We start from the raw sequence: 16,207 nt of genomic DNA, 5'->3' as shown, positions 1-16,207 counted from the left end.
TCAACGGCTGCGAATCTTCTCGACAATCGCCGTCGTCGAACTATTTGCCACCAGCCCCAACACCTTCACTGTACCGCCGTAGGCCGTGACGATGTCCGCACCCACGACCTGATCAATCCCGTAGTCACCGCCCTTGACCAGCACATCCGGCTTGACCTGGCGCAGCAGGTTTTCCGGCGTTCCCTCGCTGAAGCTGATTACCCAGTCCACCGCACCCAGGCCGGCCAGGACCGCCATGCGCCGGTCGACGCTGTTGATCGGACGCCCTGGCCCTTTGAGACGGCTCACGGATGCATCGTCATTGACCGCGACGATCAGGCGATCGCCTTGGGCCCTGGCCTGCTCGAGGTAGGTCACGTGGCCCGCGTGCAGAATGTCGAAGCAACCGTTGGTGAAGACGATTCTTTCGTTGTGGGCACGGGCGTCGTCAACGGCCAGCAGCAGTTGCTCCAGGCCCAGCACGCCTCGCTCGGAGCCTTCCTCGCGCTGGATGGCGCGACGCAGCTCGGGGGCGCTGATAGCTGCCGTGCCGAGCTTGCCGACGACAATGCCTGCCGCCAGGTTCGCCAGGGCGACCGCATGGGGCAATTCCTCGCCTGCAGCAATCGCCGCGGCCAAGGTGGAAATCACGGTGTCGCCAGCACCCGTCACGTCGAACACTTCACGGGCACGGGCCGGCAGGTGTAACGCAGGGTGATCGGGGCGCAACAGGGTCATGCCATGCTCGCCACGGGTTACCAGCAAGGCGCCAAGGTCGAGGTCTTGCATCAGTTGCGCGCCTTTGCTCACCAGTTCGTGCTCATCGGCACAACCACCAACGATGGTTTCGAATTCACTGAGATTCGGCGTGATCAGGCTGGCACCACGGTAGATGGAGAAATCCTTGCCCTTGGGATCGGCCAGGACCGGAATGCCACGGGCACGAGCGGCCTGGATCAGCGACTGGTGGTTTTTCAACGCGCCTTTGCCATAGTCCGACAACACCAGCACCTTGATGCCTTCAAGCAGGTTGTCGACCTCGGCACCGAGGGCCAGGGGATCGGTGGCGAAAGGTTCTTCGAAGTCGATGCGCAGCAGTTGCTGGTGACGGCTCATGACCCGCAGCTTGACGATAGTCGGCTGGTGCGCGATGCGCTGGAATATCGCACGCACGCCGGCGCCCTTGAGACTGTTGGTCAGGCTGTCGGCAGCCTCGTCGTCGCCAGTTACGCCCACCAGGGAAGCCGGCGCGCCGAGGGCGGCGATGTTCAGGGCAACGTTGGCGGCACCACCGGGGCGATCCTCGATGTGTTCGACCTTGACTACCGGTACCGGCGCCTCAGGGGAAATCCGTGAGGTACCGCCATGCCAATAGCGGTCGAGCATGACATCGCCGACCACCAATACAGGGGCTTGATCGAATCGCGGCATGGACAACTTCATGGAGCATCCCACATACAAAATGAACAGGGCGGGGATATTAGCACAGGGCGAACGAAGGCTTGTCCATGGCTGCAACGCGAAGCCAGGATGTGTGCTCGATCAGATTTGCAGCAACGCCGTTAGTCGCGCACAAGCCTGGGCCAGATCCACCTCGCTGGTGTTGATCTCACAGTCCGGCGCAAGCGGCGCCTCGTAGGGACTGTCGAGCCCGGTGAAGTTCTTGATCCGCCCGGCAAGGGCTTCGCGGTACAGCCCCTTCGGGTCACGCTGGGCACAGACACCGAAAGGGGTACTCACATAAACCTCCACGAAGGTGCCCTCGGGGAACAGCTGTCGGGCCGCTTCCCGGTCAGCGCGAAACGGTGAGATGGCGGCAACGATGACGATCAGGCCGGCGTCGATCATCAAGCGCGCCACTTCGGCAATGCGACGGATATTTTCCTTGCGGGCCTCGGCATCCATGCCCAGGCCCCGGCACAACCCCTGGCGCAGGTTGTCGCCATCGAGCAGGGCCGTGTGCAGGCCCATCTGGTTGAGCTGGACTTCCAGGGCATTGGCCAGTGTCGACTTGCCCGCCCCCGACAGCCCGGTCAGCCAGATACAGCGGGGGCGCTGGGCTTTGATGGCGGCCCGATCCTCGGGCGTGAGCGCCTGCGCACAAGGACGAATCTGCACCTGTTGCATCGATACCTTTGACGTTTCATTCATAACCAAGCATCTCGTAGTCACGTTGGTACACCCGCCGCACCAGCCGACGGGTCCGTACCGAGCAGATTTCCCTTACCGGCACCGCAGCGCGCTGCCGGGTGCGGTTCACATGAGGCAACGTCGCGGCCAGCCCCAGATGCTCGCATATTCGCTGAAAGTCCCGACCGAGGTATTCCTGATAACCGATGAAGTCCATCGCCAGGTGGCCGAGGGAGTCGGTAAGGAAGTCCGTCTGGGCAGCGAAATGCATTTGCCGGGTGATGTTCTCCGGATGCAGCCAACGCGCGACGAAATCATCGAAGTCGCGGTATTGGCCAACCAGTCTCTGGGCCGCAAGATCCCGCGGCCCCAAGGTGTTGCCACGCAGGAAAGCATAGGCCGAATATGCACGTTCCAGCGGATCACGAACAAAGGCAAACTTGAAACTGGCGGCGTACTGCTTTGCGAACTGCTCTTCGTACCAATACAACGGCAGGTGACCCGGGCTGTAGCCATCGAAAAGCCCCACGCAAATACTGCTGCCGGCGCATTTGGGCACATGGATGAACAGGCAGCCGCGCTGGGCGAAAGCTTCGGGGAAACGGCAATTGGCCGACATCGATTTGTTCACGACCTGTCGGTCGACAACCGACAGGCGCCCCAATAGAAAGGAGCGCTGCGACTTGGGCAGTAGCTTCCAGAGATAACGTTGCAGCATTCAAGTACTCGCGCGAGAGGGTGCCCCCTCGATGACAGAGGTGAGTCCAGGAAAGTCCTGTGGCCAGAACCTTACCAAGCGCGAGTCGTAGATTTATGGTGGATTGGTCAATATGGGTATCGACCTTGTTACAAATGCCTTTGGGGGCTGAGCCGGCCCAGCCCCGCAGGTTCCACTTGTATTCAGGCGATATCCTGGGCCGGAGCGTCCAGCCCCATGGCATTCAGGCGTGCGTAATAACCATTCTGCGCCAGGAGTTCGCCATGGGTCCCGCGCTCGACAATGCGCCCCTGATCCATCACCAGGATCAGATCGGCTTTTTCGATGGTCGAAAGACGGTGGGCTATCACCAGGGTCGTACGGCCTTTCATCACCTGGTCCAGCGCAGCCTGGATGTGTCGTTCGGACTCGGTGTCCAGTGCGGAAGTCGCCTCGTCCAGAATCAACAGCGGGGCGTTTTTCAACAAGGCCCTGGCAATGGCCAGGCGCTGGCGTTGGCCGCCGGAGAGCAACACGCCGTTTTCCCCGACCTGAGTGTCCAGGCCTTGAGGCAACTGCCTGATGAAGTCCATGGCATAGGCGTCTTGAGCCGCTTTCTCGATATCGACTCGCGGCGCACCGGCCAGGTCGCCATAAGCGATATTGTTGGCCACCGTGTCGCTGAACAACGTTACATGCTGGGTCACCTGGGCAATATGACGGCGCAGATTCAATAGCTTGTACTGTTCGATCTCAACACCATCGAGCAGTATCTCGCCTTCGTCATGGTGGTAGAAACGCGGAATCAGATTAGCCAGGGTCGATTTACCGCTGCCCGAACGCCCCACCAATGCAACCATCTGCCCAGGCTCGACAGAGAAGCTGATGTCGTTCAGTACCTGCCGGTCGGTATCCGGGTAGGTGAAGCTCAGATGGCGCACGTCCAACCGCCCGCTGACAGCATCACGCTCGATGGTACCGGTATCGGTTTCCGGCTTGACATCCAACTGCTCAAAGATGCTTTCGGCCCCCGCCACGCCTTTCTGGATGGTGGAACTGACTTCCGACAGCTGGCGAATCGGCTTGGGCAGCAAACCGGCCAAGGTAATGTAGGCCACCATGTCGCCCGCCGAAGCATCTCCACGCAAATACAAGACGAGGAACATCAGCACCGCCATGGCGCTGTAAATCACCAGTTGCAACACCGGCGTGTAGATCGCACCGGTACGAGTCATGCGCAACTGCTTGTCGGTATTGCCCTGGCTGGCCTGGAGGAAGCGTTTCTGCTCGTAGACCTCGCCACCGAAACTGCGCACGACGCGATAACTCTGGATGGTCTCGGAGGCGACATGCGTCACGTCGCCCATCGCAACCTGGATTTTCTTGCTTTGCTTGCGGAATTTCTTGCTCGCGGTACGGACCATGAGCGCGATCAATGGCAGGATCGCCACCATCACCAGGGTCAGGCGCCAGTTCATGAACAACAGTGACGCGAACAGGAAGATCACGGTCATGCCTTCACGGATAACGACCTTGATCGCATCCGTTGCCGCCCCCGTCACCATGGTCACGTTAAACGTGATACGGGAAATCAGGTGACCCGAGTTATGTTTGTCGAAATAGCGGTTGGGCAGGGTCAGCAGGTTGTTGAACAACTGCACCCGTAAGTCATGTACCAACCCTAGCGAAACCCTGGCCAGGAAATAATTGCCCAGGTACGAACCCAATCCCTGCCAGGCAGCAATGACGATGATCAGCAGCGGCACGGCCTGTAGCAACTGCAGGTCACGCAGGTAAGGGACCGTCGGAAACAGCACCGCGTTCGGATTGGAGAGGCCGTCGACGAAATACTTGAGGATGTAGCCGAGCATCGGCTGGGTGGAAGCGAAAATCAGGAACCCGATGATACTCAGCCCGAACAAGCCGATATAGGGCTTCACGTAGCCAAGCAGGCGGAAATAGATTTTCAAGCTCGAAGGGCTTGCGGGAAGACTGGAGTCGGCCATATCACGCGAATATCGATAAAAAGGAGGCTGACTTTAACACAGCTTCTTCGGTGTTCTGGCAAACCGCTAAGGCTGTTATTGTTACGCGTCTGCAAAACACCAAAAAGCCATCACCTTGAATGGCCAACCGATTTCAGGAATGAATTCCTAAGCATGTTATCCAAGCACCTCGCCACGTCCAATAGAGTTTTCGACTTCATCTGCCAATGGATTCTTCCGCTTGGCTTCTTGCTGCTGCTGTGCGCCTTGTTCTTTCTGCCGGGGCGCAGCCAGCACCATAAATTGTTCTACGGTTTGTTCAGCATCCCCGCCCTCATAGCCGTGTGCCTGAGGCCGAGCGCGTTGAAGGAACTGATCCGCGAGCCGGTTTTCGTCGCCCTCTTGATATTCGCGGGCTGGGCGCTGATCAGCCTGTCGTGGGCACCCGAGGCCGAAAATATCGCACGCCCGATCAAAACCGCATTGCATACCGTGTTCTTGTTCGTCGGCTGTTACCTGTTGGTGCGCTATCGTAGCGACCTGCTGCATCCTCTACTGTTTTGCGCGGCAACGGTCGCCCTGATCGCCACGCTCTACAACTTATATGCGTTTGCCCAGATATATCAGCCGGAAATGCGCCTGATTGGCGGCGGCGCCTTCGACAATCCACTGCTCGCCTCACACCTGTACGGCTTTTTCTGCGTCTACTGGTTAAGCCTGAGCATGCTCTGGAAAAATCGCCATATTTTCTGGCTGACTGTCCCTGCGGCCCTGGTCATGTTCACCGCAGTCGTCGCTACCGGCTCACGGACCCCCTTGGTCGCATTGTGCGCCGCCGCCATCTGGATAGGCGTCCTTTGCTGGAATCGTCGTTCGCTTGCCTTGTTCAGTCTCCTGATCATTGGCGGCGGCGTCACAGGCGTATTGTTTTACGAGATGATCTTCGCCCGCGGGGACTCGTACCGCTTCGAGATCTGGCAGATCATCTTGCAGGCGATAGCCGAGCATCCCTGGATCGGTCACGGCTACGGCGCCGACCTGGAGGTGGATCCAGGCATCGGCTACATGCTGGCGGAGCCTCATAACTTTGCCCTCGGCGTCCTGTACTACGTCGGGATTATTGGCTTTGTTCCATGGATCTTTTTCCAGGCCTGGAGCTTGCTGAGCAGCTGGCGTTATCGGGTCCAGCCCTTGTTGGTGGTCGCTTCCACCTGGCTGGTATACGGCATGGCAGCGGGGCTGACTGAAGGTGGCGGCATTCTTTCCCGGCCGAAGGAGCATTGGTTCCTGCTGTGGATCCCCCTGGCCCTGATCGCCGCCTTGAGCATCAATTATCGCGCCAGGCGCTTGCTGGTCACGCCTGTGCAACGGCTGACACCGCAAGCCCTGGACAGCCTTGCCTCAGGCGCCCAAGTGATCGAATCCGACGGTCTGGGACCAAAAGTCCTGCGCCTGGAGGGGGGAGATTTTCTCAAGCTGTTTCGCGCACGCCGCTGGTACACCTCGGGCGGCTTCAATCCTTATTCCGAGCGCTTTGCGGTGCACAGCCAACAATTGCAAAACCTGGGAATACCGAGCCCGACAATCCGCCACGTGTACCATCTGAACGACGGCAGCAGCGCGGTGCACTACGTTCCCCTCCCAGGGATAACCTTGCGCCAGGCGCTGCAAGATACTTCTACGCCCGCGCAGCGCCACGCCCTGGTCGAAGGCTTTGGTAAGTTCATGGCGCAACTGCACGAGCGAGGTGTTTACTTTCGCTCACTGCATCTGGGCAATGTGCTGGTGCTGGAAAACGGTGAATTCGGCCTGATCGATGTCGCCGACCTGCATCTCTATCCGTCGTCCCTCAGGATCGCGCTTCGCCAGCGCAATCTGCGCCACATGCAGCGTTATAAGGAAGATTACGGCTGGCTTTTCGAACAACATCTTGAGGCGCTGCTTGACGGTTACGCCAAGGTTGCCTCAAAACCGGCCGTCGATAACCTGCAAAAGCGTATTTTGTCGGGAAGCAACCCAGCCCGGGCATGATGCCCCCTCGAATCCCAGACTTTTAGCGCAGGCCGCTCTTCGATACCGAATGTAGCGGCCTGGATTTTTCCGCCAAAGGTGGTCGGGCTTCAGTGTTTTTCCAGCGGGCAGAAAAACAGCCGACCCAAGCCCCGCCAGGTTTTTTTATTCCAGGCCCTGAAGGGAATCTGCGCCAATAATTCACGGGCGAACGTGTGGTCGCGGTTGGACGTTTTCAGGAACATGGAATTGAGAAACTTATAGCGTACCTGGTCATAAAGCGGATGATCGCTGAACAAGGCATAGGTGCGCAGAATACTGTCCGTCATGAACCGATGGTTCTTGTAGGAGTTGGTTGCGTGCTTGCGATAGCGCGCCATCAAGACGCTCAGGCCATCGATAAAATAACCGGCCCGGGTCACTTTCAGCTCGATCAACAGGTCTTCCAGGCGAATCTGCGGATCGAACCCACCTACCTTCTCCAGCGCCTCGCGACGAATCATCAGGGTCGGTGCCGGCGGGTAGGGTTTGCGCTCCATGAACATGTCTTCGAAATCCAGTCGCCGGAAGGGTACCTCGCGGTTCTGACGACTCTCGGGAAAAAGATTCCCGTCGGCATCGATCAGTTCGATATTACCCGCACAGATACCGACCTCGGGCTTGCCGTCCATGTAGGCCACCTGAACGGCAATCCGCTCGGGCAGCATAATGTCGTCGGAACCAAACGGCACAATCAAGCTGCCACTGCAGCGGGCGACTGCTTCGTTAAGCGTATTGGTCAGCCCCTGGTTCTGCTGGACCCGAAAGTCGAAGCCATGCACCGCCTGCAAGCGCTGGATACGTTCGACACTGTCATCAGTGGAGCCATCATCGATGACCAGCAGCTCTATGTTCGGATAGGTCTGCCCCAGGACACTGAGGATGCATTCCTCAATGTATCGGCCATGGTTATAAGACGCGATGATCACGCTTACAACAGGTTGCGCGGCACTCATGACTGCTCCTTTTTGGCTTCATTCAGGCCGGTCTCGATCAGCTCAAGGTATTGCCGACGGAATACTTCGATATCGTGCTGCTCGACAAGGTATCGATAGGCTCGCTCGCCACAGGCCTTGAGCTCGGAGTCCGAAAGCCCCAGGTAGGTGTCGAGTGCCGTTATCAGGCTCGGCACATCGGCGGGCGTTACCGCCAGGCCTCCGGCCCCCTCAATCAATGGCAACATGGCCGGTACGTCCGAAGCGATCACCGGCAGATGTCCACTCATGCCTTCCAGCAGCGCCAGGCCCAAGCCTTCGGCCAGGGAGGGCATGGTCCAGATATCGAATGCCCTCACGTATTGCAGAGCGTTCTCCTTGAAGCCCAACAGGTGGGCGCGATCCCTCAGCCCCAACTGATCGATCTGCGCCGCCAGCCGGGACTCTTCCCGTCCGGCGCCAATGATCGCCAGTTGGGCCGTAGGGTATTTGTCCTTGAGCGCGGCAAAGGCTTGCAGCAGGTATGTGTGCCCCTTGACCGGAACCAACCGACCCAAGGCACCAATCAGCCTCACCGAAGGGCTGATACCCAACAGTTCACGGGCGCGCTCTCGCGGGTGCTGCAAGGCTTCAGCCTGTTGGATATCAATGGCGTTGGTGATGGCGTAGGTATTGGAATCGGTAAAACCGCAACGACAGTCCAGCAGATACTGCTTGACGGCCGGAGACACGCCTACAAACCGCCAGTGGCGATCCACCAGCCGCTGCGTCTGGCGGCGACGATAAAATCGGTCATATTCCCCGAACCCGTGGGAAATGCCGATGCACAGCGGGATTTTCAGCCATCGATTGAGCTGCAACATCATGTTGACGGGCTTGAAACGATTGCACACGACAACATCGAATTTTTCCCGGCGACAGAACTGGTACAACTGCCACATCGCTCGAAGGCGCATTCCCTTGAGCGCCTTGTCGGAAAACTCGAAATAAACCGAACGGTCTGCCCGACTGACGGCTTCGCCAGGCCCCGGGCGACCACGCAAAAAAGCCGCTGTCACCTCGTAGCGCTCACTGGGCAGGGCCTTGACGATCTGTTCCGCAAGATCGGCGAAATCATGCTGCTTAACGTTGTAATCCGGCTGCAGCTGCAGCACCTTCAACCGCTGACTCATAATTCTCCTTGGTGCAAACCCGCCGCATCAATCATCCAGGCAGGCGATGTCGCCAGCCGTTGTATCCCGGCAGGATCTGGCTCGGGCAGGGCCGACCACTCGTTGCGCTTCCAGCAGACGAAATGAAAATAAGGGAAAAGGCGGTCCCCATCCCGATCATTCGTCAGACGACCATTACGCCAGTACCAGCGAAGGGGGAAATTCTCCGAACCGTCATGCCACTTTATGCAACCACCCGGCGTGCTGAACGCTTCTGTGAACTCACTGCGTCGACGCCATGGATTGAATTTACCCACCAGGGTAAACAGCGGCTCGGGAAAATTCTTGCGCCACAGGAAAATACGGCTGAACGCCCCTTCGTCCAACGCGTGGTGCCGATCATCGGTAAAACGCTCTTTCCAGTGTTTGATCAGCTTGAACACTTCACGCGCACGGGCGCTGTTGCGTATCAAGCACAAATGGCCAGCGACACGTCGCTCATGGGTGGAAAACACGTCATGGCTGGCCAGGCGTTCAGCGGTGAAATACTGCCGAAGATCACCGTACACCAGGTCGATATCGCCAAAAGCCCAAAAGTCATAGCCGTCGAGACGATCGACATGAATGTACCCGAGGGCAGGCTTGATATCACACAGCTTGTAGGGCTGTTTCGGCCTGAATTCGATCTCCAATCGCCGGGAAACCAGCTGGCAATACGCCTCGAACGTGGTGCTTTCGACCGTCACGTTCGGTGGAAGATTTTCCGGAACACCGCAGTCACTGAACAACAGCCAATCAATATCAGCATTACGCCGGCAACTTTCGAGAAACAATGGCATCCAGAACGGCCAGCGTCCGAAATACGGAATGATAAAAAGAATACGCGGGCATGGATTGATCACAGCAAGCTCACATTCACCAAGGACGAAGGACGCTGGAGGTGGTTATGCGTCATTTATGTGTTACCTGTGCTTCGCAGGTGTCAGCAGCCAGAGGAGCTCGTGACGCCTGACCGCTTTGCGGAAAAAATCGTTCTCGCCATAAACAGACCCCACTCTACGGGTCAGGACATACTGTATCCACCGCCTCAACCGGCGCTTCAAAGGCGCAGGCGGTTGCAGGTCATGCATCATTCCCAAGGCCATGGCCTTGTCCCGCTGGGCTGCCAATGACAAAGGCAAGCTCAGGGGTTGCATCAACTGACCTGGATCGAAGACCGGCGGCAATGCCACGCCTTCTCCGGTATTGCCCATGGGCCAACGATCGTTGTCGTGCAAGTGATTGGCATAGCCCAACAGCGTGGTCGGCTGCCATTCCAGGCCTTCGAGGGCTTGCAGGACGGCATGATGGGCGCAGAGATGGTCGGGGTGCGGATCAAGGGTCGGATGCGGCAACACAATGACCTCCGGGCGCGCCTTGAGCAGCAGTTCGCGCAGATCCGCCAACAGGTTGTCCCAGGTCGGCGCGCCGTCGGCATCGCCGGGCAGGAGGAACGGGTTCAACTGACGGAACAGCCGGGTATCGCTCAGGTCAGCCTCGCGAGAACCTTGGGGTTGGCTCGGCGCCGCTTGCATGGCGGCCAGTTGCAGGCAGAAGTAACCCAACTGCACACAGTGCGCTTCAGGCACTCCCGCCCAACGCGGTACGGCAATGCTGTCCCAGGCGCGCAAACGGCCCTTGAGCCGCGCAGCTTCAACGCGGTCCAAGCCCATCTGTCGATAATGTTCGGCTTCGATTTCACCGGCGGTCAGCGTGACGATCCAGGCTTCGTCAGCCTGGCTGTACAAGCCGTAGGCGGCCAGCTCCGCATCGTCGGCATGGGGAGCGATGACCATCACCCGCTGGCGCTGCACTTGCGGCGACGTGAAGGACCATAGCGTCGGCTCGCCCAGCAAACGGCAATGGCGCCCGCGCAGGCGCAGCTCACCTCGGGACAACGCCGGGCCCTGCTCGCTGAGATTGAGATAGCGCAGGCCGTTGACCCCGCGCTCGAAAGTTTGCAGGTCCCTTTCACCGCCCAACATTTCGACAACCGGGTCGATGAAGCGCCCCAGCCAGGTGCTCTTGACCCGCAACGCGAGAATCAACGTCGCGCCATCGTCCAGAATCACGCCTTCGTCCAGCCGCAGCCGCCCGGCATTGAGGTGCACCTTGGGTTGCTGGGTGAACGGCGGGAAGCTGTACTGGTAATCATCCCTGGGCGAATAGAACAGATGATCGGCGAACCACGCCTCATGGGCGATCCAGCCCAGCACCGCCAACACCAGGGGCAACCACCAGGCCACTGCCACCCCCAGCAAGACCAGTGCGATGAGGGCGAGCAGCAGCCCCACGCGCTTGTTGCGACGGTGGCGCTTGAGCAACTGTTGCTTGCGACTGATCGGTGGATTCATACGGTAAACACCGGCACGGGGTTGCACCAACGGTCCTTGTACTCCCGGTCCGCCCGACCGAACGAAAAACGTAACGGTTTGCCGGCGGCACGGGCATGTTCCCAGGCGCTCTGGGTGTTGAGGAAGCTCAACACGCTACCGGGGCTGAATTCGCGAGTCTGTGGGTCGACACCACCGTTGATGTACTCGACGCTGACCCACTCGGGCGCTTCGACGCGATACACCAATTGGATGGCAATCGGCGCATCGTTGAGGAAGATCACCGAACCGATCAGCCATTCGCGCAGCAACTCGATCACCTCGCCCATGCGCTCGGCACCGGTGGCCGCAAAGCCCCAGCGACGCAGGAACAGGTCGCAGTAGATCGAAGCCAGCTCGGCACTGGAAAACTCGTCGACCGGCCGCACCACCCCGCCCGCCTCTTCCAGCAAGCGCAGCTCACGGCGCTGGTTGTAGCGAAACTTCTTGGACAGCTCTTCCGGCGTGCGGGCCATGGCCAATTGTTCCTGCTGCAACTTCAAGCCACTGAAACGCCCCTCGTTGAGGGCCGACAGGTAACGTCCACGATGACGCAACGGTGCTTGCGCATCGGGCGCCGCCGGCAGGATCAGCTCGGCATTACCCAGATCGAACAAGCCCTTCTTGCCGCTGCGCTTGAGCACGTCCTTGGACAACGCCAGGTCGCGGCCCCAGGTCGGTATGGCCGCCTTGAGTTCACCGTTCTGCTCGAACGCCAGATAACGCACGGGAATCCCGGCCAGGGCCGCCAGGCGCTCGACCACCAGGGGATGGGTGGCCACACTGCCGCCAAAACGCTGCCAGGCCTGGGCATAAATCGACGCGTCTACGGCTGTCCAGCCGCGCTCACGCCAGCCTTGGAATCGATTGAACATTCAGGCCCTCGGCGCCAGTTCGTTGACTTGGGGCAAACGCCAGAATGCCTCGCGTACGGCGCGATCAGAGAAGCGCTCGCGCAAGCGGTCGAGCATCAGCTCGGCGCATTGGCGACGCTGCAGATCGTCCATGGCCGCCAGGTGTTGCAGCCCCTGAGCCATGTGCTCGGCGTCACCGAGCGGAAACAGGATGCCGACGCCTTCGACCACTTCCTTGGCACCACCGCAAGCAGTAGCCAGCAACGGTACACCGGCGGCCATGGCTTCGAGCAGCACCATGCCAAACGGCTCATGGTCGGAACTCAGGGCGAACACATCGAACGCGCGGAAATAACGACGCGCCTCGGGCACCTGGCCGAGCAACAGCACGCGGTCGGCGATGCCTAGCTTCAGCGCCAACGCCCGCAGCTCCGGCTCCCGACGCCCCTCACCGAGAATCGCCAACTGGCTGTTGGCCGGCAGATATGCCAACGCCGTAGCAAAACCACGCAACAAGGTGGCCTGGTCCTTGTCCGGGTGCAGGCGGCCGACATTGCCGACAATCCAGGCATGTGCGTCCAGCCCCAGGGTGTGCCGCGCCTCCTCCCGAGAAACCAGGCTGGCCTGCGTGACATCGAGGTCGATGCGGTTGTAGAGAGTCTGGATCCGGGCCGCCGGCCATTTCGGCAGGCAGCGGCGCATGTCGTCACGCACCGCATCGGAAACCCCGAGCAGGCTCAGGCGTTTACGAAAAACATGGGCGAACAGCCGGCGGGTACGCCGCTTGTAGTCACCGAAGGCATGATGAACGCCGATCACCGGCAGGCGAGTGCCGAGCAGGGCGATGTAGATCGGCTTGAAGCGATGGGCAATGCAGAAACTGAAATTGCGCGAGGCGGCAATCTTGCGCAGGTCGCTGATGGCGCCCAGCTTCAGGCCACGAATGGCGCTGGAGCGGTACTCCATGAACAGCACCTCGTCCGAGGCACAAGCGGCGGCAACTTGCGCGTCCGCCGCCCCGGTGAGAAACACCGTGGTCACGCGATAGCCAGTGCCCGCGAACAGGCTGGCGTACTGACGGGCGCAGTCCAGGAACGGCCCGTCATAACCGTGGCAGAACTGCAGCACATGTCGCTCAGCCGAGCGTGTCATAAGCGTCCACGCCGTCTTTGACCACCAGGATGTCTTCCATGATCAAGTATTGCAGATCGGAACCGAAGAACATGTTCAGCGCATCGGTCGGCGAGCAGATCATCGGTTCGCCACGACGGTTGAGCGAGGTGTTCAGCGACACGCCGTTGCCGGTCAGCACTTCCAGGGCCTTCATCATGTCGTAGTAGCGCGGGTTGTATTCGCGCTTGAGCACCTGGGCCCGGGAAGTACCGTCTTCATGGACGACTTCCGGCACGCGGGTTTTCCATTCTTCGGCCACTTCGAAGGTGAAGGTCATGAATGGCGCCGGGTGGTCGACCTTGATCATCTGCGGCGCAACGGTGTCGAGCATCGACGGGCAGAAAGGCCTCCAGCGTTCGCGGAACTTGATCTGTTCGTTGATCCGATCCGCCACGCCGCTGGCGCTTGGGCAACCGATGATCGAACGACCGCCCAAGGCTCGCGGGCCAAACTCCATGCGCCCCTGGAACCAGGCCACCGGGTTGCCGTCGACCATGATCTTGGCGATGCGCTCAGGGGTGTTGTCGATCTTGCGCCACGCAGGCTTGCTCGGATGACGGGCGCACGCAGCGATCACGTCTTCGTTGCTGTAGGCCGGGCCGAGGTAGACGTGTTCCATCTTCTCTACTGGCACGCCACGGGCGTGGGACACATAAGCCGCCGCACCCACGGCAGTACCGGCGTCGCCGGAAGCCGGTTGCACGAACAGCTCCTTGACGTCGCCACGGGCGATGATTTTCTGGTTCAACTTGACGTTCAACGCACAGCCGCCGGCGAAGGCCAGCTTGCCGGTTTCCTTGAGCACGTCGCCCAGGTAATGATCGATCATTTGCAGCGCGAGCTTCTCGAACAGCGCTTGCATGCTCGCCGCGTAGTGAATGTACGGCTCATCGGCGATGTCGCCTTCACGTTTCGGGCCGAGCCATTCGATCAGCTTCGGCGAGAAGTAGAAGCCCTTGCCCTTCTCTTTATAGCGACGCAGGCCGATCACGTTGGCGTAGTCGGTGTTGATCACCAGTTCGCCATTTTCAAAAGAGGCCAGGCGCGAGAAATCGTACTTGGTGGCATCGCCGTAGGGCGCCATGCCCATGACCTTGAACTCACCATCGAGCATTTCAAAGCCCAGGAACTCGGTGATCGCGCCGTACAGGCCGCCCAGGGAGTCCGGGTCGAAGAACTCCTTGATCTTGTGGATCTTGCCGTTTTCGCCATAACCAAAGAAGGTCGTGGCGTATTCGCCCTTGCCGTCGATGCCCAGGATTGCGGTTTTCTCCTGGAAGCCCGAGCAGTGGTAGGCGCTGGAGGCGTGGGCCAGGTGATGCTCGACCGGCTCGATCTTGATCTTTTTCGGATCGAAGCCCAGTTGCTCCAGGCACCAGACGATCTTGCGGCGATAGCGCTTGTAGCGACGGTTGCCCATCAGGATCGCGTCGAGGGCCCGGTCCGGGGCATACCAGTAGCGCTTGGCGTAGTGCCAGCGCGCCTCGCCGAACAGGCTGATCGGGGCGAAGGGGATCGCCACCACATCGACGTCGGAAGGCTTGATGCCGGCCTGCTCCAGGCAGAACTTCGCCGACTCGTAAGGCATGCGGTTCTTTGCATGTTTATCGCGTACGAAGCGCTCTTCCTCGGCCGCCGCGATCAGCTTGCCGTCAATGTACAGCGCTGCGGAAGGATCATGGCTAAGGGCGCCGGACAGGCCAAGAATCGTCAATGCCACAGGGGTCTAGCCTCTTATGTCTGCATACGGGCGACAAGCGCCTCGAAAAATTGATGCGCCGCGTACCTGGGGCACGGGGCAGCTAAAGGGCGGGATTATAGCTTAAAAGCGCCCTTAAACCTCTAGCAGTGAGTGGGAGCTTGTTGAGCACTGTCGCTCGGGCACTCATTGACGCTCACGGCGCTAAAGATTTTTAACCTTGAACACATCGACCGGTCGTGTTTTGTGGGCACGTAAACGCTTGTACACACTTTCGACAACGAGCGATGCCTGCCCCCATGCAGTATCTGAACATCCGCAAAAGACAAATAAAAGACAGCCTATACGGCCATATGATCCATTCCGACAGCTAGCGCTGGGCACACAAAAAAACAGAGCCCAACGGAATAATCAATAACTCTGTATAACTCAAGCAACTGCTTGTCGCCACTGTCAACTTTGACAGTGGCGAGCCCTTTGAAAACCAATGCAATTGAACGCGATCTTGTATTAGCCACAACAGGTGATGGGGGGGAGTAATGTCATCACGAGGCGCCGCAGACGGCAGCTCGGCGATTAGTTTTGAAGTGCAAGATCATGGGGACGGAACAGTAAGAATTAAAGCGGGATACTATAATTTGTGGGTGCAACTTACCGCCTATGACGTTAAAAACGCTCAATGGGAACCTAACAGTCCTTACCAAAGATTGACTCAGCGCGACGCAGGGAACGGGTATTATTCTTTTACTGTAGATTTTTTATTTTCATGGAGTAGAAGACTCCTACATTTTTTGAAATACATTGAAGTACCTTGCGACGGTCTTTTTTTGGATGGAATGGGGTGGGGTGGGGTGGGGTGTATATCCGTTTCTTCGGTAACGGCTGCTTACGGCTCCGCTCTTACAGCGGGTCACTTTTGGAAGAGCCGGGAGCCGGACCAGCCAAAAGTAACCAAAAGCGCTTTGCCCCACCACTCGGCGCCTCGCCTAGGCTCGGCATGCCCGCGTTCGGCCATCGCGGTTAACGGGGCGCCGAGATCAACGTCCACCGCGAGGCGGCCTAACGGCCGACCTGGCTCTCCTGGTCGTACACCTGTCAGATCTGTGGGAGCAAAGCTTGCTCGCGAGGCGGCCTGTCAGCCGAC

The 16,207-nt window shown here is 59.2% G+C and carries 12 protein-coding genes; 1 reads left to right on the top strand and 11 read right to left on the bottom strand.

Annotation, left to right across the window (positions count from 1 at the left end; all coding sequences use genetic code 11):
* From hldE to msbA, 4 genes are all read right to left on the bottom strand, one after another.
* On the bottom strand, positions 1-1,422 hold the full coding sequence (gene hldE, locus KI235_RS02690; protein ID WP_003197139.1) for a bifunctional D-glycero-beta-D-manno-heptose-7-phosphate kinase/D-glycero-beta-D-manno-heptose 1-phosphate adenylyltransferase HldE: 1,422 nt from the start codon (positions 1,420-1,422) through the stop codon (positions 1-3).
* Between the two features lie 99 nt (positions 1,423-1,521).
* Positions 1,522-2,130, bottom strand: coding sequence for an adenylyl-sulfate kinase (gene cysC, locus KI235_RS02685; RefSeq protein WP_027911959.1), 609 nt, complete (start codon positions 2,128-2,130; stop codon positions 1,522-1,524).
* The gene (locus KI235_RS02680) at positions 2,123-2,827 is read right to left on the bottom strand and encodes a sulfotransferase family 2 domain-containing protein (protein ID WP_003197133.1); all 705 of its coding nucleotides are present in this window, start codon (positions 2,825-2,827) and stop codon (positions 2,123-2,125) included. The genes cysC and KI235_RS02680 overlap by 8 nt, the downstream gene beginning before the upstream one ends.
* Positions 2,828-3,009: 182 nt before the next feature.
* Positions 3,010-4,812, bottom strand: a complete 1,803-nt coding sequence (msbA, locus tag KI235_RS02675; protein ID WP_003197131.1) for a lipid A export permease/ATP-binding protein MsbA — start codon at positions 4,810-4,812, stop codon at positions 3,010-3,012.
* A 153-nt stretch (positions 4,813-4,965) separates the two neighbouring features.
* Here msbA and KI235_RS02670 point away from each other — a divergent pair, with 153 nt between their 5' ends.
* A complete protein-coding gene (locus KI235_RS02670; RefSeq protein ID WP_013692121.1) occupies positions 4,966-6,822 on the top strand; it encodes a bifunctional O-antigen ligase/aminoglycoside phosphotransferase family protein in 1,857 nt (618 codons plus the stop codon).
* Between the two features lie 89 nt (positions 6,823-6,911).
* Here the strand turns inward: KI235_RS02670 and KI235_RS02665 are convergent, their stop codons facing one another.
* From KI235_RS02665 to KI235_RS02635, 7 genes are read right to left on the bottom strand one after another with little or no spacing between them, the layout of a single operon-like run.
* On the bottom strand, positions 6,912-7,796 hold the full coding sequence (locus KI235_RS02665) for a glycosyltransferase (RefSeq protein ID WP_003197127.1): 885 nt from the start codon (positions 7,794-7,796) through the stop codon (positions 6,912-6,914).
* Positions 7,793-8,947: a glycosyltransferase family 4 protein gene (locus tag KI235_RS02660; protein ID WP_003197124.1), complete on the bottom strand. Its 1,155-nt coding sequence runs from the start codon at positions 8,945-8,947 to the stop codon at positions 7,793-7,795. The genes KI235_RS02665 and KI235_RS02660 overlap by 4 nt, the downstream gene beginning before the upstream one ends.
* Complete coding sequence (locus KI235_RS02655; RefSeq protein WP_003197122.1) at positions 8,944-9,828, bottom strand: DUF6625 family protein; 885 nt, start codon at positions 9,826-9,828, stop codon at positions 8,944-8,946. The genes KI235_RS02660 and KI235_RS02655 overlap by 4 nt, the downstream gene beginning before the upstream one ends.
* A 60-nt stretch (positions 9,829-9,888) precedes the next feature.
* Positions 9,889-11,307: a PIG-L family deacetylase gene (locus KI235_RS02650; protein ID WP_038856476.1), complete on the bottom strand. Its 1,419-nt coding sequence runs from the start codon at positions 11,305-11,307 to the stop codon at positions 9,889-9,891.
* A gap of 8 nt (positions 11,308-11,315) precedes the next feature.
* Complete coding sequence (locus tag KI235_RS02645) at positions 11,316-12,212, bottom strand: antimicrobial resistance protein Mig-14 (RefSeq protein WP_212795478.1); 897 nt, start codon at positions 12,210-12,212, stop codon at positions 11,316-11,318.
* Positions 12,213-13,343, bottom strand: a complete 1,131-nt coding sequence (locus KI235_RS02640; protein WP_003197117.1) for a glycosyltransferase — start codon at positions 13,341-13,343, stop codon at positions 12,213-12,215.
* A complete protein-coding gene (locus tag KI235_RS02635) occupies positions 13,327-15,084 on the bottom strand; it encodes a carbamoyltransferase (RefSeq protein WP_053161766.1) in 1,758 nt (585 codons plus the stop codon). Before KI235_RS02635 ends, KI235_RS02640 begins: the two co-directional genes overlap by 17 nt.
* Positions 15,085-16,207 lie beyond the last annotated feature (1,123 nt).

The sequence above is a fragment of the Pseudomonas sp. St386 genome (genome assembly GCF_018325865.1).
Taxonomy (GTDB): Bacteria; Pseudomonadota; Gammaproteobacteria; order Pseudomonadales; family Pseudomonadaceae; genus Aquipseudomonas; species Aquipseudomonas brassicacearum.
The sequence above is the reverse complement of the archived record's forward strand: the minus strand, read 5'-3'. Positions and strand labels throughout refer to the sequence as shown.